This window comes from Sulfitobacter sp. M22 (assembly GCF_021736025.1).
Taxonomy (GTDB): domain Bacteria; phylum Pseudomonadota; class Alphaproteobacteria; order Rhodobacterales; family Rhodobacteraceae; genus Sulfitobacter; species Sulfitobacter litoralis.
In genome coordinates this window covers 2078759-2105278 of record NZ_WMEC01000001.1, presented here as the reverse complement: position 1 = coordinate 2105278, position 26520 = coordinate 2078759, and the positions used below count along the sequence as shown (strand labels likewise).

General features: G+C 59.4%; 24 protein-coding genes. 16 read left to right on the top strand and 8 right to left on the bottom strand.

The annotated features are described in order from the left end of the window. Positions 1-14 precede the first annotated feature (14 nt). Both gcvH and gcvP read left to right on the top strand, forming a co-directional pair. Positions 15-374 (top strand): glycine cleavage system protein GcvH, encoded by a 360-nt coding sequence (gene gcvH, locus GLP52_RS10350; protein ID WP_093731422.1) that lies wholly within the window; start codon positions 15-17, stop codon positions 372-374. Between the two features lie 65 nt (positions 375-439). Continuing rightward, a complete protein-coding gene (gene gcvP, locus GLP52_RS10345) occupies positions 440-3283 on the top strand; it encodes an aminomethyl-transferring glycine dehydrogenase (RefSeq protein WP_237272342.1) in 2844 nt (947 codons plus the stop codon). A gap of 66 nt (positions 3284-3349) precedes the next feature. Here gcvP and GLP52_RS10340 read toward each other — a convergent pair whose 3' ends face one another. The 3 genes from GLP52_RS10340 to GLP52_RS10330 are packed head-to-tail and all read right to left on the bottom strand — an operon-like array spanning position 3350 to position 7467. Then, a complete protein-coding gene (locus GLP52_RS10340) occupies positions 3350-4225 on the bottom strand; it encodes an inositol monophosphatase family protein (RefSeq protein ID WP_237272341.1) in 876 nt (291 codons plus the stop codon). 33 nt (positions 4226-4258) lie between these two features. Then, complete coding sequence (locus GLP52_RS10335) at positions 4259-6787, bottom strand: ABC transporter permease (protein WP_237272340.1); 2529 nt, start codon at positions 6785-6787, stop codon at positions 4259-4261. Next, complete coding sequence (locus tag GLP52_RS10330) at positions 6784-7467, bottom strand: ABC transporter ATP-binding protein (protein WP_237272339.1); 684 nt, start codon at positions 7465-7467, stop codon at positions 6784-6786. The genes GLP52_RS10335 and GLP52_RS10330 overlap by 4 nt, the downstream gene beginning before the upstream one ends. A 48-nt stretch (positions 7468-7515) precedes the next feature. On the opposite strand from GLP52_RS10330, the gene GLP52_RS10325 reads away from it, so the two are divergent. Next, complete coding sequence (locus GLP52_RS10325) at positions 7516-8166, top strand: arylesterase (protein WP_237272338.1); 651 nt, start codon at positions 7516-7518, stop codon at positions 8164-8166. 66 nt (positions 8167-8232) lie between these two features. Here GLP52_RS10325 and GLP52_RS10320 read toward each other — a convergent pair whose 3' ends face one another. Continuing rightward, positions 8233-8439, bottom strand: a complete 207-nt coding sequence (locus tag GLP52_RS10320) for a cold-shock protein (protein ID WP_138663098.1) — start codon at positions 8437-8439, stop codon at positions 8233-8235. 283 nt (positions 8440-8722) lie between these two features. Between GLP52_RS10320 and GLP52_RS10315 the strand changes: the two genes are divergently transcribed. Both GLP52_RS10315 and preA read left to right on the top strand, forming a co-directional pair. Then, complete coding sequence (locus tag GLP52_RS10315) at positions 8723-10045, top strand: NAD(P)-dependent oxidoreductase (protein ID WP_093731415.1); 1323 nt, start codon at positions 8723-8725, stop codon at positions 10043-10045. A 20-nt stretch (positions 10046-10065) separates the two neighbouring features. Then, positions 10066-11370 (top strand): NAD-dependent dihydropyrimidine dehydrogenase subunit PreA, encoded by a 1305-nt coding sequence (gene preA, locus GLP52_RS10310; RefSeq protein ID WP_237272337.1) that lies wholly within the window; start codon positions 10066-10068, stop codon positions 11368-11370. A 15-nt stretch (positions 11371-11385) separates the two neighbouring features. On the opposite strand, the gene GLP52_RS10305 is transcribed toward preA, so the two are convergent. After that, positions 11386-12021 carry a TetR family transcriptional regulator C-terminal domain-containing protein gene (locus tag GLP52_RS10305; protein ID WP_237272336.1) on the bottom strand — a complete coding sequence of 212 codons (636 nt, stop codon included), beginning with the start codon at positions 12019-12021 and terminating at the stop codon, positions 11386-11388. A 168-nt stretch (positions 12022-12189) separates the two neighbouring features. On the opposite strand from GLP52_RS10305, the gene GLP52_RS10300 reads away from it, so the two are divergent. The 7 genes from GLP52_RS10300 to GLP52_RS10270 all read left to right on the top strand — a co-directional run bounded on the left by GLP52_RS10300 (position 12190) and on the right by GLP52_RS10270 (position 19244). Then, complete coding sequence (locus tag GLP52_RS10300) at positions 12190-13440, top strand: Zn-dependent hydrolase (protein ID WP_093731412.1); 1251 nt, start codon at positions 12190-12192, stop codon at positions 13438-13440. 93 nt (positions 13441-13533) lie between these two features. Next, positions 13534-14994 (top strand): dihydropyrimidinase, encoded by a 1461-nt coding sequence (gene hydA, locus GLP52_RS10295; RefSeq protein WP_237272335.1) that lies wholly within the window; start codon positions 13534-13536, stop codon positions 14992-14994. 151 nt (positions 14995-15145) lie between these two features. Then, positions 15146-15673, top strand: coding sequence for a hypothetical protein (locus GLP52_RS10290; RefSeq protein ID WP_141135294.1), 528 nt, complete (start codon positions 15146-15148; stop codon positions 15671-15673). Further along, entirely contained in the window at positions 15670-16446 is a 777-nt protein-coding gene (locus GLP52_RS10285; protein ID WP_093731409.1) for an ABC transporter ATP-binding protein, read from the top strand. The genes GLP52_RS10290 and GLP52_RS10285 overlap by 4 nt, the downstream gene beginning before the upstream one ends. 69 nt (positions 16447-16515) lie before the next feature. Further along, entirely contained in the window at positions 16516-17382 is an 867-nt protein-coding gene (locus GLP52_RS10280) for an ABC transporter permease (protein ID WP_009826002.1), read from the top strand. Continuing rightward, complete coding sequence (locus tag GLP52_RS10275; protein ID WP_093731407.1) at positions 17379-18218, top strand: ABC transporter permease; 840 nt, start codon at positions 17379-17381, stop codon at positions 18216-18218. Before GLP52_RS10280 ends, GLP52_RS10275 begins: the two co-directional genes overlap by 4 nt. Positions 18219-18254: 36 nt before the next feature. After that, a complete protein-coding gene (locus GLP52_RS10270; RefSeq protein ID WP_093731406.1) occupies positions 18255-19244 on the top strand; it encodes an ABC transporter substrate-binding protein in 990 nt (329 codons plus the stop codon). 95 nt (positions 19245-19339) lie between these two features. Here the strand turns inward: GLP52_RS10270 and GLP52_RS10265 are convergent, their stop codons facing one another. Next, on the bottom strand, positions 19340-19891 hold the full coding sequence (locus GLP52_RS10265) for a L,D-transpeptidase (RefSeq protein ID WP_093731405.1): 552 nt from the start codon (positions 19889-19891) through the stop codon (positions 19340-19342). A gap of 136 nt (positions 19892-20027) precedes the next feature. After that, positions 20028-20234, bottom strand: coding sequence for a cold-shock protein (locus GLP52_RS10260; protein ID WP_005851393.1), 207 nt, complete (start codon positions 20232-20234; stop codon positions 20028-20030). A 397-nt stretch (positions 20235-20631) separates the two neighbouring features. Here GLP52_RS10260 and GLP52_RS10255 point away from each other — a divergent pair, with 397 nt between their 5' ends. Continuing rightward, positions 20632-21591: a response regulator transcription factor gene (locus GLP52_RS10255; protein WP_093731404.1), complete on the top strand. Its 960-nt coding sequence runs from the start codon at positions 20632-20634 to the stop codon at positions 21589-21591. A gap of 99 nt (positions 21592-21690) precedes the next feature. Here GLP52_RS10255 and ettA read toward each other — a convergent pair whose 3' ends face one another. Further along, a complete protein-coding gene (gene ettA / locus GLP52_RS10250) occupies positions 21691-23346 on the bottom strand; it encodes an energy-dependent translational throttle protein EttA (RefSeq protein WP_093731403.1) in 1656 nt (551 codons plus the stop codon). Positions 23347-23722: 376 nt separating this feature from the next. Between ettA and GLP52_RS10245 the strand changes: the two genes are divergently transcribed. The 3 genes from GLP52_RS10245 (at position 23723) to GLP52_RS10235 (ending at position 26435) form a co-directional block, all read left to right on the top strand. Next, positions 23723-24163, top strand: coding sequence for a universal stress protein (locus GLP52_RS10245; protein WP_093731402.1), 441 nt, complete (start codon positions 23723-23725; stop codon positions 24161-24163). 11 nt (positions 24164-24174) lie between these two features. Next, positions 24175-25728, top strand: coding sequence for an alanine/glycine:cation symporter family protein (locus GLP52_RS10240; protein ID WP_093731401.1), 1554 nt, complete (start codon positions 24175-24177; stop codon positions 25726-25728). Between the two features lie 77 nt (positions 25729-25805). Next, entirely contained in the window at positions 25806-26435 is a 630-nt protein-coding gene (locus GLP52_RS10235; RefSeq protein ID WP_093731400.1) for a nicotinate-nucleotide adenylyltransferase, read from the top strand. The last annotated feature ends 85 nt before the right edge of the window (positions 26436-26520 follow it).

Sequence of the window (26520 nt, the reverse complement as noted above, 5' to 3'; positions counted from 1 at the left end):
TGAAGGATGGAAGAATGAAGTTTACCGAAGAACACGAATGGCTGCGGGTTGAAGGCGACGAAATCGTCGTTGGCATCACCATTCACGCGGCCGAACAGCTGGGCGACGTGGTGTTTGTCGAGCTGCCCGATGAAGGCACGACTGTCAGCAAGGACGACGAGGTCGTCGTGATCGAATCCGTCAAGGCGGCGTCCGATATTCTGGCACCGATTGATGGCGAGATCATCGAGGTCAACAGCACGCTGTCCGACAACCCCGCCCTGGTGAATGACGACCCGCAGGGCGAGGCGTGGTTCTTTAAGATGAAGGCGTCCGACCCGAGCCAGATGGACGAGTTCATGGACGAAGCCGCCTATCAAAAGTTCATCGGGTAACGCCCGCTGCCCCGCCGGAGCCTCCGGCGGGGATTTTATACCATTTGGAAGAGGGGCCTTGCGCCATGGTTTTCAAACCGACCGAATATTTGCCGTATGATTTTGCCAACCGCAGACATATCGGGCCTTCTCCGGCAGAGATGTCGGACATGTTGAAAACCGTCGGCGCGCAGAGCCTTGGCGCGTTGATCGATGACACGATGCCCGCCCAAATTCGCCAGAAAGAGTCGCTGGATTTTGGCAAGCCGATGTCAGAGCGCGAAGTATTAGAATACATGCGCGTGGTGGCGGGCAAGAACAAGGTGCTGACCTCGCTGATCGGGCAGGGCTATCACGGCACGGTGACGCCGCCTGCGATCCAGCGTAATATTTTTGAAAACCCCGCGTGGTACACCGCCTATACCCCCTACCAGCCCGAGATCAGCCAAGGGCGTCTTGAGGCGCTGCTGAACTTCCAGACGATGATCAGCGATCTAACGGGTCTTGAAGTGGCCAACGCGTCCTTGCTGGACGAAGCGACGGCCTGTGCCGAAGCGATGACGATGGCGATGCGCCTGTCGAAATCGAAGGCCAAGGCGTTCTTTGTCGACCGCGATTGCCACCCCCAGAACATCGCCGTGATCCAGACCCGTGCGGCCCCGCTGGATATCGAAGTGATCATCGGTGACCCCGACAAGATGGACGCGAACGCTGTTTTCGGGGCGCTGTTCCAGTATCCCGGCACCTACGGCCATGTGCGCGACTTTACCGACCATATGACCGCGCTGCATGACGCTGGTGCTTTGGGTGTCGTATCCGCTGATCCGATGGCGTTGACGTTGTTGAAAGAACCCGGTGCCATGGGCGCGGATATCGCTGTCGGGTCCACCCAGCGGTTTGGCGTGCCCGAAGGATATGGCGGCCCGCACGCGGCCTATATGGCCTGCAAGGACGCCTATAAGCGCGCCATGCCCGGCCGCATTGTTGGCGTGTCGATTGACGCCCACGGCAACCGTGCCTACCGTTTGTCACTGCAGACGCGTGAACAGCACATCCGCCGCGAAAAGGCGACGTCGAACGTTTGTACCGCGCAAGCGCTGCTGGCGGTGATGGCGTCGATGTATGCGGTTTTCCATGGGCCAGACGGTCTAAAGGCGATTGCACAGCGTATTCACCGCAAGGCTGTACGCTTGGCCAACGGGCTGGAAGAAGCCGGTTTCAAGGTCGATCCGAAATCCTTTTTTGATACGGTGACGGTTGATGTCGGCCCCTTGCAGGCCGCTGTGATGAAATCTGCCGTGGACGAGGGCATCAACCTGCGCCGCGTCGGTGAGACCCGCGTCGGCATCAGCCTCGACGAGCGCAGCGTGCCTGCCACAATCGAAGCCGTCTGGCGCGCCTTTGGCATCCGCCGCACAGATGAGAAGTTCGAGGCGCAATATCGCTTCCCCGACGACATGCTGCGCGAAAGCGCCTATCTGACTCACCCGATCTTTCACATGAACCGCGCCGAGACCGAAATGATGCGCTATATGCGTCGTTTGGCCGATCGTGATCTGGCCTTGGACCGTGCGATGATCCCGCTGGGGTCGTGCACGATGAAGCTGAATTCGGCTGCGGAGATGATGCCGGTCAGCTGGCGCGAATTCTCGATGATCCATCCGTTTGTGCCGCAAGATCAGGCGCTTGGGTATAAGCATATGATCGACGATCTGTCGGCCAAGCTTTGTGACATCACGGGCTATGACGCGATTTCGATGCAGCCCAACTCGGGTGCGCAGGGTGAATATGCGGGTCTGCTGGCAATTGCGTCCTATCACCGTGCCAACGGGCAGGGGCATCGCAACATCTGCTTGATCCCGATGTCGGCACACGGCACCAACCCCGCCAGCGCCAATATGGTCGGCTGGAAGGTGGTCGTGATCAAGACAGCTGCCAACGGCGATATCGATCTGGACGACTTCCGCGCCAAGGCGGAAAAGCACAGCGAAAACCTTGCTGGCTGCATGATCACCTATCCCTCGACCCACGGTGTGTTCGAGGAAACCGTGACCGAGGTGACCAAAATCACCCACGATCACGGCGGTCAGGTCTATATCGACGGGGCGAATATGAACGCCATGGTCGGTTTGGCGCGTCCGGGCGATGTGGGCGGCGATGTCAGCCACCTCAACCTGCACAAAACATTCTGCATTCCGCATGGCGGCGGTGGCCCCGGCATGGGTCCGATTGGTGTGAAATCGCACCTCATCGCGCATGTTCCGGGACATCCGAACGGTGGTGAAGGCGCTGTTTCCGCTGCACCCTACGGGTCGCCGTCGCTTCTTCCGATCTCGTGGTCGTATTGTTTGATGATGGGCGGTGACGGGCTGACGCAGGCCACACGCGTTGCGATCCTTAACGCCAACTACATCGCCAAGCGGCTCGAAGGGGCGTTCGAGGTGCTGTACAAAGGGCCAACGGGCCGTGTCGCGCATGAATGTATTTTCGATGTGCGCCCGTTCGAGGAAAGCGCAGGCGTGACGGTGGATGACATCGCCAAACGTTTGATTGACGCGGGCTTCCACGCGCCCACGATGAGCTTCCCCGTCGCGGGCACCTTGATGGTGGAACCGACCGAGTCAGAGACCAAGGCCGAGCTGGACCGTTTCTGCGATGCGATGCTGGCGATCCGCGAAGAGATCCGTGCGATCGAGAACGGTGATATGCCGCGTGAAAATAACGCGCTCAAGAACGCGCCGCACACGGTCGAGGATCTGGTCGGCGAATGGGATCGCCCTTACACCCGCGAACAGGGTTGCTTCCCCCCCGGTGCGTTCCGCGTCGACAAATACTGGCCGCCGGTCAACCGCGTCGACAACGTGCATGGCGACCGCAACCTGATCTGCACCTGCCCCCCGATGGAGGAATACGCAGAGGCGGCTGAGTAAGCTGTTACGTGTCTGAGTGATAGAACGGGCGGGGGGGGAACCTCGCGCCCGTTTTGCATTTGAGGCTTAATCGTCGGCGAGGAAGGCAAAGACCTTGCGCAGGCGGTTCCATGTGGTCTTGTCCGGTGCCACCAGAATATGCCCCGTCCGCAGGGTCGCGTCATAGGGGCCGCCCGACAGCATCTCGACGTGGGCACCGGCTTGGGCGCAGATTAAGGCACCGGCGGCATGGTCCCAGGGGTGCAGAGTGCCGCTTAGGATGAAATCGGCATGGCCTTGGGCGACGGTGCGGTATTCGTGGGCCGAACAGCGCAGGGAGTTCACCTTGGCAAAGCTCGGCAGGGTGCCGGCGACTTTGACCCGCAGCTCTTTGCTGAAGTTTCCCAGCGGGACGAAACCGCTCAGGTCCTCGATTTGCTTGCCCATGCCGACGCGCAGCGGACGCGAAAGCCCAAGGGCGCGTTCAAAGCGCGGGGTGCTGGTATCATCGGCAATCACCCAGTCATCGTTCACCGGATCATAGATCACGCCAAAGGCCGGTTTACCGAAGCGTGTCACCGCAAGGATCATGCCGAAGATCGATAGCCCGTGGGTGAAGTTCGATGTGCCGTCGATGGGATCAAGGATGAAGGCCAGAGGGGCTTCGGCGATCTTGTCGAGTAATCCGGGGTCTGCCGACACCGCCTCTTCGCCGACGATCAGCGCGTCGGGGTAGGCCTTGGCGAGGGCGCGGGTGATCATCGCTTCGGCGGCCAGATCGGCGGCGGTGACCAGATCATGCGGGCCGGATTTGGTGTCAATGTCAGCCGGTGCCAGATTGCGGAACCGCGGCAAAACCTCGGCCCGCGCAGCACGGCGCAGGACATTTATCACATGGGTTTGCTGGGCTGCCGTCAGCACCGGCGGCAGGGGGGCGGGCAGCGTCTGGGTCGTCTGCGTCATTTTCGTTTCCCTTTGCAGTCTATAGGATCCATCTTATTCGCGGGCGCGCAGCACCTGTGCGGGTCTGGCGTTCAATGCTTTGATCGCAAAGCCAAGCGAGGCAAGGATCGACGCCAGCGCTCCGCCGGTGATGATCAACAGCGCCGAGGGCCAAACCACGGCAAAGCTGGTGTCCATCACAAAGCGGCTGACGGCCCACCCGCCCAAAATACCTGCCAGCAGCGCGACGGTCCCTGCGAACAGCCCCAACAGGGCGGCGCGCAACAGAAAGCTGGTGGCGATACTGCGGCGCGAGGCCCCTAGCGTTTTCAGCAAGGCGGCTTCATAGCGGCGGGCATCTGCACCTGCCGCGGCTGCCCCGATCAATACCAGAAAGCCGGTCAGAAGAGTAGCCGCCGCACCGTAGGATGTCGCCGCTGCCAATCCGCTGAGCACCGCCGCCACACGGTCGATCGCATCACGCACGCGGATGGCGGTGATGTTGGGGTAGGCTGTGGCCAGATCGCGCAGGATCGGTGCTTCGGCCTCGGGGTCGGCATAGACGGTCGAGATATAGGTATGCGGCGCGCCGGTCAGGGCGGCGGGGTTCATGGTCAGGATAAACCCGATCCCCGCGGTCGAGAAATCAACCTCTTGGAAGCTGGCGATGGTGCCGGTGATGTCGCGCCCCAGCACGTTGATGGTCAGCGTATCGCCAAGCTCTAACCCGATCTCCTCGGCCTCTTCGGCGGCAAAACTAATGAGCGGCGGGCCGTCATAGTCAGGCGCCCACCATTCGCCCGCGGTGATCACCGTGTCGTCGTCGGGGGCCTCGGCATAGGTCAGCCCGCGGTCGCCGCGCACGACCCAGTGGTCGCCCGCAACCTCTTTGGCGGGCTTGCCGTTGATCTGGGTCACGACGCCGCGCAGCATGGGTGCGCTGTCGATGCGCCGCACAGCCGGGTCTTCGGTTAGCCGTTTGGTATAGCCCTCGATCTGGTCTTTCTGGATATCGACAAAGAAATACGACGGGGCCACATCGGGCAGGTTGCCCGAGATCGCCTGACGCAGGTTGCCGTCGATCTGACCCACGGCGGCCAGTACCGATAGGCCAAGACCGAGCGATAGCACCACGGCTCCCGCCCCTTCGCCACTGCCGCCAATCGCAGTCAAGGCCCAGCGAAGCCGCGGTCGTCCGCGTGCCAGAACGGCAGCGCGTTGCGCAAGGAAACGCACCAGCAGTGCCGCCAGCGTGAGGATCCCAAGCGCGCCTGCGATGCCGCCCAATGTCCAGAGCGTCAGCCACCAGCTGCCGTTGAACCACCCCGCCAGCGCGACCAGCAGCGCGACGGTCAGCACGATGATCGCCACATAGCGCGGTGCCGGAAAACGCGCGGCCCCGTCCCATGCATCCCGAAACAGGGTCGCCGCGCGGATGTTCTCGCTGCGCGCCAACGGCCAGAGCGTGAAGGCAAACGCCGTGAGCAGCCCGTAGATCGCCGCCTCGGCCAGTGGCGCGGGGTAGATGGCAAAGGCCGCAGGGATCGGCAGCCGCGCGGAAATGAGCGGCGCAAAAACCAGCGGGGCCACGGCCCCTAACACCACGCCGATGGCGACGCCTAAAAGCGACAGGGCGCCGATCTGGATAAAGTATGTCTGGAAGATCGTCGCGCGGTCAGCCCCTAGCGCACGCAACACGGCGATGACTTCGGTCTTGCCGGTCAAGTAGGACCGTACAGCAGCCGATACGCCCACACCGCCCACGGCCAGACCGGACAGGCCCACGAGGATCAAAAACGCAGTGAGCCGTTCGACAAAGCGCGATACCCCCGGTGCACCATTGCGCGCATCGGTCCAGCGCATCCCGCTGTTTTCAAACCGCGCACGGGCGGCAGAGCGCAGTTGATCAAGGTCGGTATCGGCAGGCAGCAGCATCCGGTATTTCGAATTGAACAGCGTCCCTTCCGCCAGCAGGCCGGCCCCGTTCAGCGCCTCGGTCCGGAGCAGGGTGCGGGGCCCAAGGGCAAAGCCGCTGGCGGCGCTGTCGGGTTCGCGCACGATCAGGGCGGAGAGGCGGAATTCCTTGACGCCAAGCTTGAAGGTGTCGCCGGGGGAAAGGCCCAGACGGTCGGACAAGGCGCGCTCCATCACGGCACCCGACAGCCCGTTTTCCAGCCCGAGCGCCTGTTCCAGCGGCATCGCCGGTTCCAGTGCCATCTCGCCCACCAGCGGGTACAGATCATCGACCGCCTTTACCTGCGTCAGCGCACGGTCTGCGGCGGCCCCGTCACCAGCGACAGCCATGGACCGGAACTCGACAACCTCGGACACGGCGCTGGCTTGCCTCTCGATCCAGTCGCGTTCGTCTTGGGTGGCGAAACGATAGGTGAAATCGATCTCTGCCGCGCCCCCCAGCAGGGCCGCGCCTTCGCGTTGCAGCCCGCCTTCGATGGCGGACCGTACAGACCCTACGGAGGCAATCGCCGCGACGCCAAGGGCGAGGCAGGCCAGAAACAGACGGAAGCCCCGCAGCCCCCCGCGCATTTCGCGACGGGCGAAACGGCCGGCCAGACGCAGGCTCATGCGCCGGTCCCGCCGACGATGCGCCCGTCGGTCAGCGTCACCACCCGATCACAGCGCGCGGCCAGATCATCGGCGTGGGTCACCAGCACCAGCGTCGCCCCATGCTTTTCGCGTAGATTGAACAACAGCTCCATAATCGCGGCCCCGTTGGTGCTGTCGAGATTGCCGGTTGGTTCATCCGCCAACAGGATCGCCGGACGCGGGGCAGAGGCGCGGGCCAGCGCGACGCGTTGCTGTTCGCCGCCCGACATCTGTGCGGGATAGTGGTTCAGCCGGTGCCCCAGACCCACAGCGTGCAATTCCGCCTCGGCGCGGTCAAAGGCATCAGCCACGCCGTTCAGTTCAAGCGGGGTGGCGACGTTTTCCAGCGCGGTCATGGTGGGGATCAAGTGGAAAGACTGGAACACGATGCCCATCCGCCCGCGGCGAAACTTGGCCAGCCCGTCTTCGGACAGGGTGCTGAGGTCTTCGCCCAAGGCGCGCACCAATCCGCCTGTGGCCCTCTCGAGCCCGCCCATGACCATTAGCAGCGAAGACTTGCCCGACCCCGACGGGCCGGTAAAGGCGACCGTCTCGCCTTGTGCGACGTCCAGAGTGATCCCATGTAGGATATCGACCTTTCCGGCGTTGCCATTCAGTTTCAGGGATGCATCTTGAAGCTGGAACACCGGGTCGGTCATAGGGCTGCCTTTTGAAATACGGTCCCTGTTGGATATGGAGGTTCGACCATGATGCGCAAGGTTACGACGGCACTTGTTCTGGTATTAGCAGGCCCCGCACTGGCGGAACCGCTTGTTCTTGCGGCATTGGGCGACAGTCTGACGCAGGGATACGGTCTGCCTGCCGAAGACGGGTTCGTGCCTCAACTGCAAAACTGGCTGGATCAGAACGGCGCGGATGTAACGGTGATTAACGCTGGCGTGTCTGGGGATACCACCGCCGGCGGGCTTTCACGTGTTGCCTGGACCATGACGCCCGAGGTGGATGGCATGATCGTGACGCTTGGCGGGAACGACCTTTTGCGCGGGATCGATCCGTCGGTCAGCCGTGCCAATCTGGACGGGATACTCAAGGCCGCGCAGGACGCCGAGGTCGAGGTGCTGCTGGTCGGCATGACCGCGCCGGGCAACTTTGGCCCCGACTATAAAACCGCCTTTGACAGCATCTATCCCGATCTGGCCTCACAATATGACGCGAGCCTGATGGGCAGCTTCTTCGACGGTCTGTCAGAGAATGGCAAACAGCCTGATCTGGCGCAGGCACGGGGCTTTTTCCAAGCAGACGGTGTGCACCCGAACGCGCAAGGCGTCACGAGAATCGTCGACGCTTTGGGCCCGAAAGTGCTGACGCTGATCGATCAGATCAACGAAACCGAGTAGTTTTGCACAAAAAACGGGCACCGAAGCGCCCGTCGTCAAAAATATTATGATCCGGCTTCGGCCCGGTCAGGCCAGTGCGATATTTGCAGCACTTTCACGGCCGTCACGGCCTGCCTCGATGTCGAATGTCACCTTCTGGTTGTCGGCAAGCCCGGTCAGGCCGGCGCGTTCAACCGCCGAGATGTGAACAAAGATATCCTTGCCGCCGCCATCAGGCGCGATAAAGCCATATCCCTTTGTAGTATTGAACCATTTTACGGTGCCAGTAGCCATGCCCCGTTACTCCTGTGTTTGTCCTGCCCACATTATGCGGCAGCGTGGCTCGGTCAGAACTTGATCGCACCAGCGCCTAAGGGCTGAGGGGTCGAAAGTCTTTCGCGTCGCACCTCTGACTTTGGCGCCAAAAAGGACAAAATCAAGAGTTTTTGCCCGCAAATTCAGAACAGGCGGGCGTTTGCGCATGAAATTTCACAACAGTGAAATAATTTTACCAGTTGATAAAAAAATCATTCCGTGGGAGCGTTTCTGAATAAATAGTGACAGCAGGGATAAAAAAATGTCGCAGAAAATCTTTGAACCGGGGGTCGCTGCCGGACGGCTGGACGCTGATGCCTACACCGCGCAGTTTTCGGATTTGCACCCGCCGCTGGATGTGCACGAGGCGCTGGTCGCCGCAGACCGATGCTATTTCTGTCACGACGCGCCGTGCATCACGGCGTGCCCGACGGACATCGATATTCCGCTGTTCATCCGGCAGATCGCCACCGGCACACCGGATGCTGCGGCCAAGACCATCCTGAGCCAGAATATCATGGGCGGCATGTGTGCCCGCGTTTGTCCGACCGAACAGCTGTGTGAACAGGCCTGTGTGCGTGAAGTGGCTGAGGGCAAGCCGGTCAAGATCGGCGAGCTTCAACGCTATGCCACGGACCATCTGCAGGCCAAGGGGGTGCACCCGTTTGAACGCGCAGCACCGACGGGCAAACGGGTCGCGGTCGTGGGGGCAGGTCCGGCAGGGCTTTCTTGTGCGCACCGTGCTGCGATGATGGGGCATGATGTGACCGTCTTTGACGCGCGGCCCAAGCCCGGCGGTCTGAATGAATACGGGATCGCCACCTACAAAACACCAGACGGGTTCGCGCAGGCAGAGGTCGACTGGCTGCTCAAGATCGGCGGCATCACCGTGCAGAATAACGCAGCCCTTGGGGCGGCGATGACGCTGGACAGTTTGCGGGCGGAATACGACGCCGTGTTCCTTGGTATGGGCCTTGGCGGTGTGAACGCCTTGGGGGCCGAGGGCGAGGATAAGACCGGCGTGCTGGATGCGGTCGATTTCATCGCCGATCTGCGTCAGGCGAGCGATGTGGCTGCGGTCCCGATCGGTCGTGACGTGGTGGTGATCGGCGGCGGGATGACCGCGATTGACGCGGCTATTCAGGCGAAGCTGCTGGGGGCGTTGAATGTGACGCTGGTCTATCGCCGCGGGCGGGACCGGATGAACGCCAGCGTGTTCGAACAGGATCTCGCGGCCTCTAAGGGCGTGCGGATCGTGACCCATGCCACGCCGGTCGCCGTGATCGGCAACGGTGCCGTGCGCGAGATCGAATTCGAGTATGTGGACGACCAGATGCAGGGCACAGGTCAGACCCTGCGCCTTGCTGCGGATCAAGTGTTCAAGGCCATCGGCCAGACATTGCAGGGCGACGCGCTGCCCACGCTTGAGGCGCGCAAGATCAAGGTCGATGGCACCGGACGTACCAGTGTCGACGGGGTCTGGGCCGGCGGCGATTGCGCCAGCGGCGGCGATGATCTGACCGTGACAGCCGTTGCCGAAGGGCGCGACGCGGCGATGGACATTCACATGGTATTGATGGGCTAAGCCCCTACAGGAGAACGCAAATGGCTGATCTAAGAAGCGACTTCGTGGGCATCAAAAGCCCGAACCCGTTCTGGCTGGCATCCGCGCCGCCAACGGACAAAGAATACAACGTCCGCCGCGCCTTTGAGGCGGGGTGGGGTGGTGTCGTGTGGAAAACGCTCGGCATGGAGGGCCCGCCGGTCGTCAACGTCAACGGCCCGCGCTACGGTGCCATCTATGGGGCGGACCGGCGGCTGCTGGGGCTCAATAACATCGAGCTGATCACCGACCGTCCGCTTGAAGTGAACCTGCGCGAGATGAAGGCGGTGAAACGTGATTACCCTGACCGTGCGCTGATCGCGTCAATCATGGTTCCGTGCGAGGAAGAGGCGTGGAAAGCGATCCTGCCGCATGTGGAGGAAACCGGTGCCGACGGGATCGAGCTCAACTTCGGCTGCCCGCACGGCATGGCGGAACGCGGCATGGGATCGGCCGTGGGGCAGGTGCCGGAATACATTGAAATGGTCACCCGCTGGTGCAAGCAATACACGCGCATGCCGGTGATCGTGAAGCTGACGCCGAACATCACCAATGTGCTTTATCCCGCCGAGGCCGCGAAACGCGGTGGTGCGGATGCGGTGAGCCTGATCAACACGATCAACTCTATCACCTCGGTCGATCTGGATCTGTTCGCGCCCGAACCGACAATCGACGGTAAAGGCACCCATGGCGGTTATTGCGGACCGGCAGTGAAACCAATTGCGCTGAACATGGTGGCCGAGATTGCCCGCAACCCTGCCACGGCTGATATGCCGATCAGTGGTATCGGCGGCGTGACCACATGGCGCGACGCGGCAGAGTTTCTCGCACTTGGGGCGGGGAACGTGCAGGTCTGTACCGCCGTGATGACCTATGGCTTTAAGGTCGTCGAGGAAATGATCAGCGGCCTGTCGGAATATATGGACGACAAGGGGATGACCTCGGTCGATCAACTGGTGCGCCGCGCGGTGCCGAATGTGACCGACTGGAACCAGCTGAACCTGAACTATGTCGCCAAGGCCAAGATTGATCAGGATTTGTGCATCTCGTGCGGGCGATGTTTTGCAGCCTGCGAAGACACGTCGCACCAGGCGATTGCCATGTCCGAAGACCGGACGTTCAGCGTGATCGACGATGAATGCGTGGCCTGCAACCTCTGCGTCAATGTCTGCCCCGTCGAGGATTGCATCTCTATGGTGGAATTGGCCACGGGCACCACGGACCCGCGTACCGGAAAAACGGTCGAAGCGGCGTATGCCAACTGGACGACGCACCCGAACAACCCCTCTGCCACGGCGGCAGAGTGACCCTTGCCTCCGCCGCTACTGTTCAGGTGCGGCGGGGGTCAGCAACGTAGAGAACATCAGCCGTAGATGATCTGACGCCTGTTGATGTTGATCGGCGTCGCCCTCAAGCAACAGCGCCACCTGCGGGGCGAAATCCGCGTAGTGCTGCGTTGTGGACCAGATCGAGAATATCAGATGCCGCGGGTCCATGCGTGCGATCTTTCCTGCGCCCATCCAGGCTGCAATGACGGCGCATTTTTCATCAAAGAGCGGCTTAAGATCGCTTTGCAATCGAGGGCCCATATGCGGCGCACCGCGTAAAATTTCACCAGCGAACAGCCGGCTCTCGCGGGGCAAATCCCGCGCCATATCCAGCTTGCGCTGCACGTAATCCAACAGCTCTGTGCGCGGGTCACCCTGGGCGTCGAGCTCTACCAGAGGGTCCAGCCATGTTTCCATAAGCTGGCTGAGAAGGGTCGCATGAATTTCTTCTTTGCCACTGAAATAATACAATATATTTGGTTTGCTGAGCCCGGCCTCTGTGGCAATCTGATCCAGCGTGGCACCCCGAAACCCGTAGCTGGAAAACACATCCAGCGCGGCGTCCAAGATGACACGCCGGTTGCGCCTTTGGATTCGGCTGGGCTTTTTCTTGGCGGTGGCGTCGGGCATGGCGCGGTCCCTTCCGGTGTAAGTGCCTGAAAATGCGGCAGTCCGCCAGTGACGGGTCGCCCCAAGGAAAGCATTTCTTGACAGACTTAACCCTAGCCGCAATCGTGGATTTACCAAATGGTAAAAATTTACGCCTTGCACAAGGTAGAAAACGCAAAGGAAACCGCTATGGCCGCGCCCGGTGAAAACCTGAAGATCAACCCTGATCGTCTGTGGGACAGTCTGATGGAGATGGCCCAGATCGGCCCCGGTGTGGCAGGTGGGAATAACCGCCAGACGCTGACCGACGAAGACGCCGAAGGCCGCGCCCTGTTCCAGAAATGGTGCGAGGAGGCCGGCTGCACCATGGGTCTCGACACGATGGGCAACATGTTTGCGCAGCGCGATGGCACTGACCCCGATGCACTGCCGGTCTATGTCGGGTCGCATCTGGATACGCAGCCTACGGGCGGGAAATATGACGGCGTATTGGGCGTGCTTGGCGGGTTGGAATTGCTGCGCACGATGAACGATCTGGGGATCAAGACAAAGCACCCCGTGGTCGTGACCAACTGGACCAACGAAGAAGGCACCCGCTATGCCCCCGCCATGCTGTCGTCCGGTGTCTTTGCCGGCATCCACACGCAAGAATGGGCCTATGCCAAGACCGACGCCGAGGGCCTGAGCTTTGGTGATGAGCTCAAGCGGATTGGCTGGCAAGGCGACGAAGAGGTCGGCGCCCGCAAGATGCACGCCTTTTTCGAGCTGCACATTGAACAGGGCCCGATCCTTGAGACCGAAGGCAAGGATATCGGTGTCGTCACCCACGGGCAGGGGCTGTCGTGGACCCAAGTCACCGTCACCGGCAAGGATGCACACACCGGATCGACCCCGATGCCCATGCGCAAGAACGCAGGGCTTGGCATGGCGCGCATGCTTGAGGCCGTGGACCAGATCGCATGGTCCCACGCGCCCCACGCGGTTGGTGCCGCAGGGCATTTCGAGGTCTACCCGAATTCGCGCAATGTCATTCCGGGTCAAGTGATCTTTACCGTCGATTTCCGGTCGCCCGATCTGAGCGTGATCGAAGATATGGAAAAGCGTCTGCGCGTCGAAGGCCAGAAGATCGCCAATGACATGGGGCTTGAGGTCGCCTTTGAAAAAGTCGGCGGCTTTGATCCCGTGACGTTTGACGAGGGCTGCGTCTCGGCCATCCGTTCTGCAGCAGAGCGGTTGGGGTATAGTCATATGGATGTCATCTCGGGGGCCGGTCACGATGCCTGCTGGATCAACGGGGTGGCCCCGACCGCGATGGTCATGTGCCCCTGCGTCGATGGGCTAAGCCATAACGAGGCCGAAGAGATCACCAAAGACTGGGCCAAAGCGGGTGCCGATGTTTTGCTGCATGCGGTGCTGGAAACGGCAGAGATTGTGGGCTGAACCCGTCGGGGGCCTGAGCGGGCGCGCCCTGGGGGCCAGCCCCCAGACCCCCGGGATTTGGACCATTTGGAAGACAGACAGGGGAGAGAACAGATGAGCAAGGTTATCAAGGGCGGCATGGTCTGCACGGCGGATCGGACCTGGAAAGCGGATGTGTTGATCGATGGCGAGATCATCAAGCAGATCGGCGAGGATCTGGTGGGCGACGAATATATCGACGCCGAAGGGGCCTATGTCATTCCCGGGGGTATTGATCCGCACACCCACCTCGAGATGCCTTTTATGGGGACCACGGCGGCCGAAACCTTCGAGACGGGGACTTGGGCCGCGGCTGTGGGCGGGACCACGATGATTGTGGATTTCTGTCTGCCGGGTGCGGATGGGTCGATCAAGAACGCGATCAATGAATGGCATCGCAAATCCGCACCGCAAATCTGTTCGGATATCGGCTATCACATGGCGATCACCGGTTGGAACGAGAATGTCTTTGACGAGATGAAAGACGCCGTCGACATGGGGGTGAATTCGTTCAAGCACTTCATGGCCTATAAAGGGGCCTTGATGGTCGAGGATGACGAGATGTTCGCGTCCTTCCAGCGTTGTGCCGAACTGGGTGCGCTGCCGATGGTGCATGCCGAAAACGGCGATCTGGTCGCGGCCCTGCAGGAGAAGTATTTTAATCAGGGGATCACGGGGCCGGAGGGTCACGCCTATTCCCGTCCGCCCGAGCTGGAAGGCGAAGCCGCGAACCGCGCGATCACCATCGCAGATGCCGCCGGCGTGCCGCTTTATATCGTGCATGTCTCTTGCGAGCAGACCCACGAGGCGATCCGCCGTGCGCGGCAAAAGGGGATGCGGGTCTATGGCGAGCCATTGATCCAGTTCCTGACTCTGGACGAAAGCGAATATTTCAACAAAGATTGGGACCATGCCGCGCGCCGTGTCATGTCGCCGCCGTTCCGGTCCAAGGACCATCAGGACAGCCTTTGGGCGGGCTTGCAGTCGGGATCGTTGCAGGTGGTTGCGACGGACCACGCCGCGTTCTCGACCGAGCAAAAACGCGCGGGCAAGGACGATTTCCGCATCATCCCCAACGGGTCGAACGGGCTGGAAGAGCGTCTGGCGGTGCTCTGGACCGAAGGCGTCGAGACGGGCCGGCTGACACCCAATGAATTCGTCGCGGCGACCTCGACCAACGTGGCGAAGATCCTGAACATCTACCCGCGCAAAGGGGCCATCGTCGAAGGGGCCGATGCGGATATCGTGGTTTGGGATCCAAAAATCAGCAAGACGATTTCGACGGCGAACCACCATTCCATTCTGGATTACAACGTCTTTGAAGGCTTTGAGGTCAAGGCGCAGGCACGCTATACCCTCAGTCGCGGCGAGGTCATCTGGGCCTGGGGGCAGAATTCGCAGCCCAACCCCGGACGCGGACGCTTTGTGCCGCGGCCTGCTTTCCCGTCAGCCAACCTTGCGCTGAGCAAGTGGAAAGAGTTGACTGCGCCGAAACTGATCAAACGCGATCCGTTGAACATCCCTGCGGGGATCTGAGGCTATAATGTATGAACAGCAAAGCCGACAACCGCAGATCTTCTATAGCCTTTGGTCTCCAGCTATTGGGGATTTCATCGTCAAGTTTGGATGCCTAGAAACTCTTTTAGATGAAATTGCATGGCAAGCGCACAGCGGCCTAGATCGGTCAGTGATTTACGCATTCTCAAAGGATGTACCAAAGTCTTTTCAAGACAAGTTCAAGTTTGTGAGAAAGCTGATAGACTCTGACTTAGTAGCCAAACCGGAACGCGCCATCTTAGACTTGGGTGGTTGGCCTCAAATAGGTGTTCTAGTCTCAGAAACCTTTGAGTTTCGAAACGCAGTTGCTCACGGGCAGGTCTCTATGGTTAGCGAAAGAGAAATAGTGTTTCAAAGGTTCAAGCTAAAGAGGATCGAGCCTAGTAAGACGCATAGTGCTACATATCAGAACACGGAAATGAAGTTTGAGACGCTTGCGAGGATTAACTCCGAGCTAGCAGGTCTCATGTTGGTTATGGAACTGATAATTCAAAGTATTTCCCACGGAACAGTCGCTTGGAATGAAATGGAGGTGCATCGAACCCCAAATGCACTGGTCAGAGAAATATACGACCTCCATCATGAGAAGATGCTAAATGCAGGGTATATTCGCATTCAAAATGGCTCATATAGGTTAAACAAGGAAGAAGAAGCTTGAAAACAGTGATTAGCGCCCAGAACCTATCCCTGACATTTGAAACCAACGACGGCCCTGTGCATGCGCTGAAAGATGTGTCGCTTAATATTGAAAAGGGCGATTTTGTCAGCTTTATCGGGCCATCGGGCTGCGGTAAGACGACGTTTCTGCGCTGTATGGCGGACCTTGAGCAGCCAACGGGTGGCGAGATCACTGTCAATGGCGTGAGCGCTGCCGAGGCGCGGCGGGCGCGAGCGTATGGCTATGTGTTTCAGGCGGCGGGGCTGTATCCGTGGCGGACGATTGGCGGCAACATCCGTCTGCCGCTCGAAATTATGGGGTATTCCAAAGCCGATCAGGCGAAGCGGGTTAGCCAAGTGTTGGAGCTGGTCGAGCTGGCAGGGTTCGAGCGCAAGTTCCCTTGGCAGCTGTCGGGCGGGATGCAGCAGAGGGCCTCTATCGCGCGGGCCTTGGCGTTTGACGCGGATATCTTGCTGATGGACGAACCCTTTGGTGCGCTGGACGAGATCGTGCGCGACCATTTGAACGAACAGCTGTTGCGTCTGTGGGCGCGCACCGAAAAGACGATTGCCTTTGTCACCCACTCTATCCCCGAGGCGGTGTATCTGAGCACCAAGATCGTGGTGATGAGCCCGCGTCCCGGACGGATTGCAGATGTCATTGAAAGCCCTCTGCCGAAAGAGCGCCCCTTGGATATTCGCGAAACGCCCGAGTTTCTGGAGATCGCGCATCGGGTGCGCGAAGGGTTGCGGGCAGGGCATGCGGATGACTGATCGCGCGCTTGCTGCAGCCCGGCCCTTCGGGGAGGATTTTCGGACCATTTGGAAGCAGGGGGGCGCGCGATGAGGTCGAGCTTCCTGCCTGTCCTGACTGTGGTCGGGGTCTTGTTTGCGCTGTGGTATGCGGCGGCGGTCTGGCTGAATGCGGACTGGACCTATGACAAGGCCACACGGTCGGGCGAGACGGTGACCGCCACGTCACTGGTCGCGGATACCTGGGCGCAGAAAAAGCCCAAACTGCCCGCGCCGCATCAGGTCGCGTCAGAGATCTGGGACACGACGGTGATGAAGAAAGTCACGTCGAAGCGGTCCTTGGTCTATCATTCCTGGATCACGCTCAGCGCGACCCTGCTGGGCTTTGGCATGGGGACTTTGCTGGGGGTGTTGTTGGCGGTGGGGATCGTGTTCAACCGTGTGATGGATATGTCGGTGATGCCTTGGGTGATCGCCAGCCAGACCATTCCCATTCTGGCGATTGCGCCGATGATCATTGTGGTGCTGAACGCCGTGGGCGTGTCGGGGCTGCTGCCGAAAGCGATGATCAGCATGTATCTGTCCTTCTTCCCCGTGGTTGTGGGCATGGTCAAAGGGCTGCGCAGCCCTGACCAGATGCAGCTGGACCAGATGCGCACCTGGCATGCGAGCGCGGGTCAGACCTTCTGGAAACTGCGGTTGCCTGCGTCGATGCCGTATTTCTTTACCTCGCTCAAGATCGCGATGGCGGCGTCGCTGGTGGGGGCCATCATTGGTGAGCTGCCAACGGGTGCCGTTGCGGGTCTGGGCGCGCGGTTGTTGGCTGGCAGCTATTATGGCCAGACGATCCAGATCTGGAGCGCGCTGATCATGGCGGCGGCCCTAGCTGCGTTGCTGGTGGGGATTATTGGCTTGATCCAGCGTGTGACATTGAAACGGATGGGGATGGCGCGATGATCTGGCTGGTTTTTGCAGCAGTGGCATGGGCCTTTGGCATGTGGGTCAACATCCGGCTGGCGCGATTGCGGCCGGCACGCTGGGTGTCGTTGGCCGCACCGTTGGTCTTTGGCGCGACGTTGATCGCCGTGTGGGAAGGCATCGTGCGGGGGCTCGAGATTTCGCAGGTCTTGCTGCCTGCGCCGTCGCTGATCGCGCTGCGGTTGGTGTCGTCGGTCGATATCCTATGGGTGGATTTCGTGCAGACCGTGTTAAAGGGCGCGCTGTCGGGCTATGTTTTGGGCTGCGGTGCGGCCTTCCTGATCGCCATTGCGATTGACCGGTTTCCGTTTTTGCAACGCGGGCTATTGCCGGTTGGGAACTTTGTCGCGGCACTTCCGGTGATCGGCATGGCGCCTATTCTGGTCATGTGGTTCGGGTTTGATTGGCAGTCAAAGGCCGCCGTGGTGGTCGTCATGGTGTTCTTTCCGATGCTGGTGAACACCGTGCAGGGCCTGCAAGCGACGGATACGATGCAGCGCGACCTGATGCGGACCTATGCAGCCAGTTATTGGGCGACGTTGTTCAAGCTGCGCTTGCCTGCTGCGATGCCTTTCGTGTTCAATGGCCTCAAGATCGGCACGACCTTGGCGTTGATCGGGGCTATTGTTGCTGAATTTTTCGGCTCTCCCGTGCGGGGAATGGGGTTTCGCATCTCTACCTCGGTCGGTCAGCTTGCGCTTGATCTGGTCTGGGCCGAGATTGTTGTCGCGGCGATTGCCGGCTCCGCCTTCTATGGCGCGATGTCCTTGTTTGAACGGCGGGTGACCTTTTGGCACCCGAGCCAGCGGAACTAACCAAGACGACCAACCAACCAAGAGGGAGATATAATAATGAAAAAACTATCAACATATGTCGCCGGGGCCGCTGTGGGCCTGATGGGGACCATGGCGCAAGCTGCGGATGATGTGACGCTACAACTGAAGTGGGTCACACAAGCGCAGTTCGCGGGCTATTATGTGGCGCAAGATAAGGGGTTCTATGAAGAAGAAGACCTGAACGTCACGATCAAACCGGGCGGTCCGGATATCGCGCCGACCCAGGTTCTGGCCGGTGGCGGAGCGGACGTTGCCGTTGAATGGATGCCCGCCGCTTTGGCCGCGCGCGAGAAGGGCCTGCCGATGGTGAACATCGCGCAACCGTTCAAATCCTCGGGCATGATGCTGACTTGCCGCAAGGACGCCGGGATCGAGACCACGGATGACTTTAAGGGCAAGACACTGGGCGTCTGGTTCTTTGGCAACGAATTCCCCTTCCTCAGCTGGATGAACAAGCTTGAGCTGCCCACCGAAGGCGGCGAAGATGGTGTCACCGTGCTGAAACAAGGCTTTAACGTGGACCCGCTGCTGCAAAATCAGGCCGCGTGTGTGTCGACCATGACCTATAACGAATACTGGCAGGTGATCGACGCAGGTCTGACGCCAGATGATCTGAACGTGTTCAAATACGAAGAGCAGGGCGTCGCCACATTGGAAGACGGGCTGTACGCACTGGAAGAGAACCTTGCCGATCCGGCGTTCGAGGAAAAGATGGTGCGCTTTGTGCGGGCGTCGATGAAGGGCTGGAAATACGCCGAGCAAAATCCTGATGAAGCCGCGGAAATCGTCTTGGACAATGACGCTTCCGGTGCCCAGACCGAAGAGCATCAGAAACGCATGATGGGCGAAGTGGCCAAGCTGACCGCAGGCAGCAACGGCGCGCTGGACGAAGCAGACTATGAGCGGACGGTACAATCGCTGCTGTCTGGTGGGTCGGACCCCGTCATCACGGCAGAGCCGTCGGGTGCCTGGACCCATGCGATCACCGACAAAGCCTTGAACTGAGGGGCGCTGAACTAAGGGATACGTCCCCGACACAGTGCAGAAATGCGAAGGGGCTGGCAGTGATGCCAGCCCCTTTTACGTTGTAAGTCTGTTGCTTAAAGGACGGTAACCTTGGTGCCGATGGGCACGCGCTGGTACAGGTCCTTGACGTGTGTGTTCAGCATCCGGATGCAGCCATTCGAGACAGAGCGCCCGATGCTGCTGGGTTGGGTGGTGCCATGGATGCGGAAATACGTGTCTTTGCCGTTCTGGAACAGGTACAGTGCGCGCGCGCCCAGTGGGTTGCTGGGGCCACCCGGCTGCGCGTCGGTGTTCCCGATGAACCTTGCATAGGATTTGGGTTCGCGTTCGATCATCTCGTCCGTGGGGCGCCAGGTGGGCCATTCCTTTTTGACGTCGATTGTCGCGGTGCCGGTGAATTCCAGACCCGCTTTGCCGACGCCCACGCCGTATCGCATGGCCTGACCGGGGGCGGTCACCAGATACAGGTAATGGCTGCGGGGCAGGATCAGCAGTTCACCCACGGCATACTGCGGTTTGATCGACACCATTTGCGGCGTGGGGTCATAGGCGGCACCAGCGGCGAACAGCGCGTGCGGAAAGGCGAGGGCGGCCAAAGAACCTGCAATAAATTGACGGCGGCGCATGGAGGGCTCCTTTAGGATGTGATGCGGTATTTTGCCCCTTGGGGTGTGTTTTGCAACCTTTAGGACATAAAAAAACCGGCTGTCCCGTGAGGGTCAGCCGGCAAATTCATGGTGCGGGCCTAAGGCCCTGCAAGGCTTATGCCAGTGCGATGTTCGACGCGGATTCGCGGCCGTCACGGCCAGCTTCGATGTCGAATGTCACTTTCTGGTTGTCGGCCAGACCGGTCAGGCCTGCGCGCTCAACAGCGGAGATGTGTACGAATACATCTTTGCTGCCGCCATCGGGTGCGATAAAGCCGAAGCCTTTAGTTGTGTTGAACCATTTTACGGTGCCAGTGGCCATATCCGTAGTCTCCTCTAGTATGCCATCCGCGTCGTGCGATGGCTTGGCGTTGTCGGTCTGGATCGAAGTCTGAACGCCGTATGAGGGAGACAGTTGGTCGAAAAAGAATAACGTTAGCTCCTTTGATATGGCAGGTCGCAGAGATTCGCGCAAGGGGCTGTCAATGGGCCTTAAAAAACAGGCCGATCATTGCTTATTTCGGCACATTCTTGCCTCAGTTCCGTCGGCGAAGGCATTTTTCACCAATAGATGTTGACCGTTTGCAACCTCTAAACGGTTAACGCTTTGGGTCAATTCGCCCCACTGCTGACAGATTCATTTGCGATTTTGCTCCGAGCCGTATCGCAAACTTAATGATTCCCCCTTTTTGGTAACCCGACAACGAGTGAGCCCCTTTATGAAAATCCTTGCCGTAGATGACGACCCTACCATCCTTGACCTGCTGCGCGACTGCCTGACGCCGTCGCTTGGGTTTGATCTGATTTGTGCCGACTCGGCCGAGGATGGGATGGCCAAGATCGAAGAGCACGGGGCGAGTTTTGACTGCTTCTTGTTGGATATCATGTTGCCCGGCGTCGATGGCATCACACTGTGTGACGATATTCGCACCATGCAGGCCTATAAAAGCGCGCCGATTATTATGATTACCGGAAGCCGCAAACACGATCTGATGGACACAGCATTCCGTGCAGGGGCGACCGATTTTATCTTCAAACCGCTCAACGGTATCGAGCTGGGCGCGCGGATCAACATGGCGGGGATGCTCAGCGACAGCCTGCGCCGCGAACGCGAGGCGGCACATACGTTGGCGGAACTGTCTGGCTTGATGAAGGTCCGTGTGGACGAAAGCTTTGATCTGAATGTCGTGGGTGTGGATGATTTGCACGGGTTCGAGAACCACATGCTGCGCCTGCCCGAGGGCTGCTATGCCATGAACCTTTTCGCGGTGAAACTCCCACAAATCCGCAATATCTTTGACGCGGCAAGCCCCGCTGAATTTTGTCGCCAGATGGGTTTGGTTGCGCAGGCCACGGTCGCGGCGCTGGTGCACGAGAAATGCTATATGGGCTATGCCGGCGACGGAATCATCGTGGGCACCGTGATTGGACGCCACCGGATCAAGCCGGATGAAATTCAGAAAGATATCGAGAATATCCTCTCCCATGACGGCACTGCGGTGCGGATCGGGGGGGACTTCAGCGCCGATGTAACCGTAAAGCTCGTGTCGAACCAGCGGCTGTGGTCGGGGCTGTCTGCCTGCAACACGCTGCGCGACTTTTTGGGCCGTGAAACCGTGCCCGACAGCGCCAGCACCGACCGCACCGATGGGTATGCCGAACTGGCCGACGGGCTGTAACGGGAAACCCTTGCTGCGTCGCCTCGGCGCGTAGACCGTCAAATAAAAAGGCCCCCGCAGTTTCCTGCGGGGGCCTTTTCTTTAGAACTTTCGCCTAGATCAGCGCGAGAATTTCTTGTGCTTCATGCGCTTGGGTTCCATGGCGTCTTCGCCCAAACGGCGTTTCTTGTCTTCTTCGTAATCAGAGAAGCCACCTTCAAACCATTCGACATGTGCGTCGCCTTCAAAGGCGAGGATGTGCGTACAGATCCGGTCAAGGAAGAAACGGTCGTGCGAGATGACCACGGCGCAGCCCGCGAAATCGACCAGCGCGTCTTCGAGTGCACGGAGCGTTTCGACGTCCAAATCGTTGGTCGGTTCATCGAGCAGCAGGACGTTGCCGCCTTCTTTTAGCAGACGCGCCATGTGCACACGGTTGCGTTCACCACCTGACAGCAGGCCGACTTTCTTCTGTTGGTCGCCGCCCTTGAAGTTGAACGCACCGCAATAGGCGCGTGAGTTTACCTCGGCATCGCCCAGTTTGATGATCTCGGCCCCGCCCGAGATGGCCTGCCAGACGTTGTCATCCGGGTTCAGGTCATCGCGCGACTGGTCGACATAGGAAAGATCAACGGTGTTCCCCAGCTCGATCGTGCCGGTGTCGGGTTGTTCGTGGCCGGTGATCATTTTGAACAGGGTCGATTTACCCGCGCCGTTGGGCCCGATCACGCCGACGATTCCGCCCGGTGGCAAGGTAAAGTCCAGCTTTTCGATCAACAGCTTATCGCCCATAGCCTTGGACAGGCCTTCGACCTCAAGCACCTTGTTGCCCAGACGTGGGCCGTTGGGGATAACGATCTGGGCGCGCGTCAGGCGTTCGCGCTCTGAGCTGTCGGCCATTTCGTTGTAGGCGTTAATACGTGCCTTGGATTTCGCCTGACGGGCCTTGGCCCCCTGACGCATCCATTCAAGTTCGCGCGACAGCGTCTTTTGCTTGGACTTGTCCTCGCGGGCTTCTTGCTCAAGCCGTTTGGCTTTCTGGTCGATCCAGTTGGAATAGTTCCCTTCGTAAGGGATGCCATTGCCGCGGTCCAACTCGAGAATCCAGCTGGTGATGTTATCCAAGAAATAACGGTCGTGGGTCACGATCAGGATCGTGCCCTTATAGTCGATCAAGTGCTGCTGCAGCCAAGCAATGGTTTCCGCGTCCAAGTGGTTGGTCGGTTCATCGAGGAGCAGCATTTCAGGCGCTTCAAGCAGCAGTTTGCACAGGGCAACACGGCGGGCTTCACCACCAGAAAGGGTTGTGACATCCGCATCATCAGGGGGGCAGCGCAGGGCTTCCATCGATACGTCGATCTGGCTGTCGAGATCCCACAGGTTCTCTGCGTCGATCTGGTCTTGCAACGCGGCCATCTCGTCTGCGGTTTCGTCGGAATAGTTCATCGCCAGTTCGTTATAGCGATCCAGAATATCTTTTTTCTTTTTGACGCCCAGCATGACATTCTCACGCACGGTCAAAGCGGGGTCGAGGTAGGGTTCTTGCTCGAGGTAGCCAACCTTGGCGCCCTCTGCGACCCATGCTTCGCCCGAAAAGTCTTTGTCCTGACCGGCCATAATCCGCATCAACGTCGATTTACCCGAACCGTTGATCCCGACCACACCGATTTTCACACCGGGCAGGAAGTTCAGGTTAATGTTGTCGAAACATTTCTTACCGCCCGGATAAGTCTTTGAGACACCGGACATGTGGTAGACATATTGGAAGGCGGCCATTGAGAATCCTCGGGTAAGCTGAATACGATTTGGAGCGTGCAATATCGCCACTGGCGGGCAAGAGCAAACGTTCAATATATTAGGGACGTATATAAGGCATCACGTGCGGTTTTGAAGACCCGCCGCCGATGGACCGCTTTTAGGGTGCGTGCTTGGCTCTGGGTCGTGGCCCGACGTCCCATCGACGGCGTTTCGGCAGCAGCTTTCCGTTTTAACCGAGCAAAGCCAAGTAAATGGGGACGATCGACCGCATTTTATACGAAATTCAGTCGAAAAAAATTTCCGACCTCGTTTATATTCTGCAGACTCGGGTGCGTTCAGCGCCCCGATTCAACGCGGCCGCAAAAAGACCGTGTCTCAACATAGGGATAAATACATGACAGCTTCGACTATTATAGTTGGTCTGGACGGGGGAGAGGCCGGAGCGCGCGCTTTGGATTTCGCGATGACCCAGGCCAGATTGATCGGGGATTGCGAGCTTAAGCTCGTGTATGTGATCGAATGGTCTCCGTTCAGTTTCCAGACCTCCGAGGAAAATGACCAGCGCCACAAACGCCGCGAAGAGGAGCTGGCGCTTGCCCGTGAACGCATCGTCGATCCGGCGGTGAAAAAGGCCGGCGATAAGGGCGTAACGGTTCAGGGCATCGTAAAGCACGGCGATGTTGCCGATATTTTGGATGATCTGGCCAAAAAGCATGGCGCACAGCAGATCGTCGTGGGTCGTGTCGGTCTGCGCGGTTTGAAAGAGCGTATGTTCGGTGGCGTGACGGGCCGTTTGGCCGTCGCCTCCCGCGTGCCTTTGACGATCATTCCTTGAAAGGTCATATCATGAAAAATTTTCTGACAACGGGTGTGGGGGCTGCTGCTGCCTCTGCCTTGCCGATGGTTGCCTCTGCACAAGAGGCCGTAGGCATGGATCAACGCATCAACGATATCTTTGCCGGTTCGACGGGCTGGTTCGTCAACCTGATCTTCATGTCGCTGCCGGGCACAAACTTCCCATGGATCGTGCTGTGGCTGGTGGTCGCGGCGTCTGTGTTTACGCTGTACTTTGGCTTTATTCAGATCAAGGCGTTCTGGCATGCGATATCGCTGGTCAAAGGTGATTATTCCGATCCCGACGACTCGGGTGAGGTCAGCCACTTTCAGGCGCTGACGACGGCGCTGTCGGGGACTGTCGGTCTGGGGAACATCGCGGGCGTCGCGGTGGCCGTGGGCATCGGTGGGCCGGGCGCAACCTTCTGGATGATCTTGGCCGGTTTGCTGGGCATGGCATCTAAGTTCACCGAATGTACGCTGGGTGTGAAATACCGCAATGAATACGCCGATGGCACCGTTTCCGGTGGTCCGATGTACTATATGACAAAGGGCTTTAAGGAACGCGGCCTGCCGTTGGGCGGCTTTCTGGCGATTGTCTTTTCGATCTTTACCATCGGCGGTGCCTTGGGCGGCGGGAACATGTTCCAAGCCAACCAGGCACATGCGCAGTTGGCCGGTATCATCGGGGATTATCCCGGATGGATCACGGGCATCGTGTTTGCCGCCGTGGTGTTTTCGGTCATCGTGGGCGGGATCAAATCCATCGCCAACGTGACTGAAAAGATCGTACCGCTGATGGGTGTGATCTATGTCGGGGCTGCGTTGATTATCCTGATCGTTGAATACGACAAGATCGGTTGGGCCTTTGGTCAGATATTCGAAGGTGCATTCAGCGGTCTGGGTGTTGCAGGCGGTCTGGTCGGTGCGTTGATTCAGGGCTTTAAACGGGCGGCTTTCTCTAACGAAGCGGGTGTGGGATCGGCTGCGATCGCACACTCTGCCGTCCGCACCAAAGAGCCGGTGACCGAAGGTGTGGTTTCCCTGCTTGAGCCGTTCATCGATACCGTTGTGATCTGTACGATGACGGCTTTGGTGATCACCATCTCTGGCGTGTTGGTTATGGACCCCGAAACAGGGCGTTTCATCCTGAACGAGGCAGGCACCGCGATCCAGACCGTTGACGGGTCCAGCGGTGTGCAACTGACATCCGCCGCCTTTGCGACCGGGTTCAGCTGGTTCCCCTATGTGCTGGCGCTGGCGGTGATCTTGTTCGCCTTTTCCACGATGATCAGCTGGTCTTACTACGGGCTGAAAGCGTGGACCTATCTGTTTGGCGAAGGCAAAACCAAAGAGATCGTGTTCAAGGTGATCTTCTGCCTGTTCATCGTTGTGGGGGCTGCCGCCAATCTTGGGGCGGTCATCGACTTTTCTGATGCGATGATCTTTGCCATGGCGGTTGTGAACATCACGGCGCTGTACTTCCTGATGCCAATCGTCAAACGCGAGATGAAGAGCTATTTCGCACGGCTTAAATCCGGCGAGATCAAGAAGTTCGTCGATTAACGCACGGACTACGCGATTGACAAAGGGGCGTTGCTGCCCTTCTTTCGGCCCCTGATGTATATCGGGGGCCGTTTTCGTTGGGTTATCCATTTCCATATGCGCCCCCGGGGCAGGTGATCGGACTGCTAGGCGGGTCGTTTGATCCGGCTCACGAGGGGCACGCGCATATCACCCGCGAAGCGATAAAGCGTTTCGGGCTGGATCGCGTGTGGTGGATGCTGAGCCCCGGCAACCCGTTGAAGGCACAAGGTCCAGCCCCGATGGCGCAGCGTCTGGCGATGGCGCAGCAGGTGATGCAGCATCCGCGGGTCGAGGTCACGGACATCGAGGCCCATCTAGGCACGCGCTATACCGCGCAGACCCTTGCCGCGCTGCGCGCGCGCTATCCCGGCGTGCGGTTCGTCTGGCTGATGGGCGCGGATAATCTGGCGCAGTTCCACCTGTGGCAAGACTGGCAGCAGATCATAGAAACGGTGCCCTTGGGTGTTCTTGCGCGACCTGGCCAGCGGATCTCGGCGCGGATGAGCCGCGCGGCGACGCTTTATGCGCCCTACCGGATTTCGGGACGGCACAGCCAACTTTTGGGGCGCGCGCAGGCACCGGCGTGGTGTTTTGTGAATGTGCCGATGGTCGATGTCAGTTCAAGCGCGATCCGCGCTGCGGGCAAATGGTCAGCGCAGTCTGCAAAAGGCGACGCCAAAGCCTAGAATCGTGTCCCGCCCTGCCCAAGGTAAAAAGGGACTTCGGCGCAGATGTTGGACCCGCGCCAAGCGCTATTGGCAGGAAATCGCC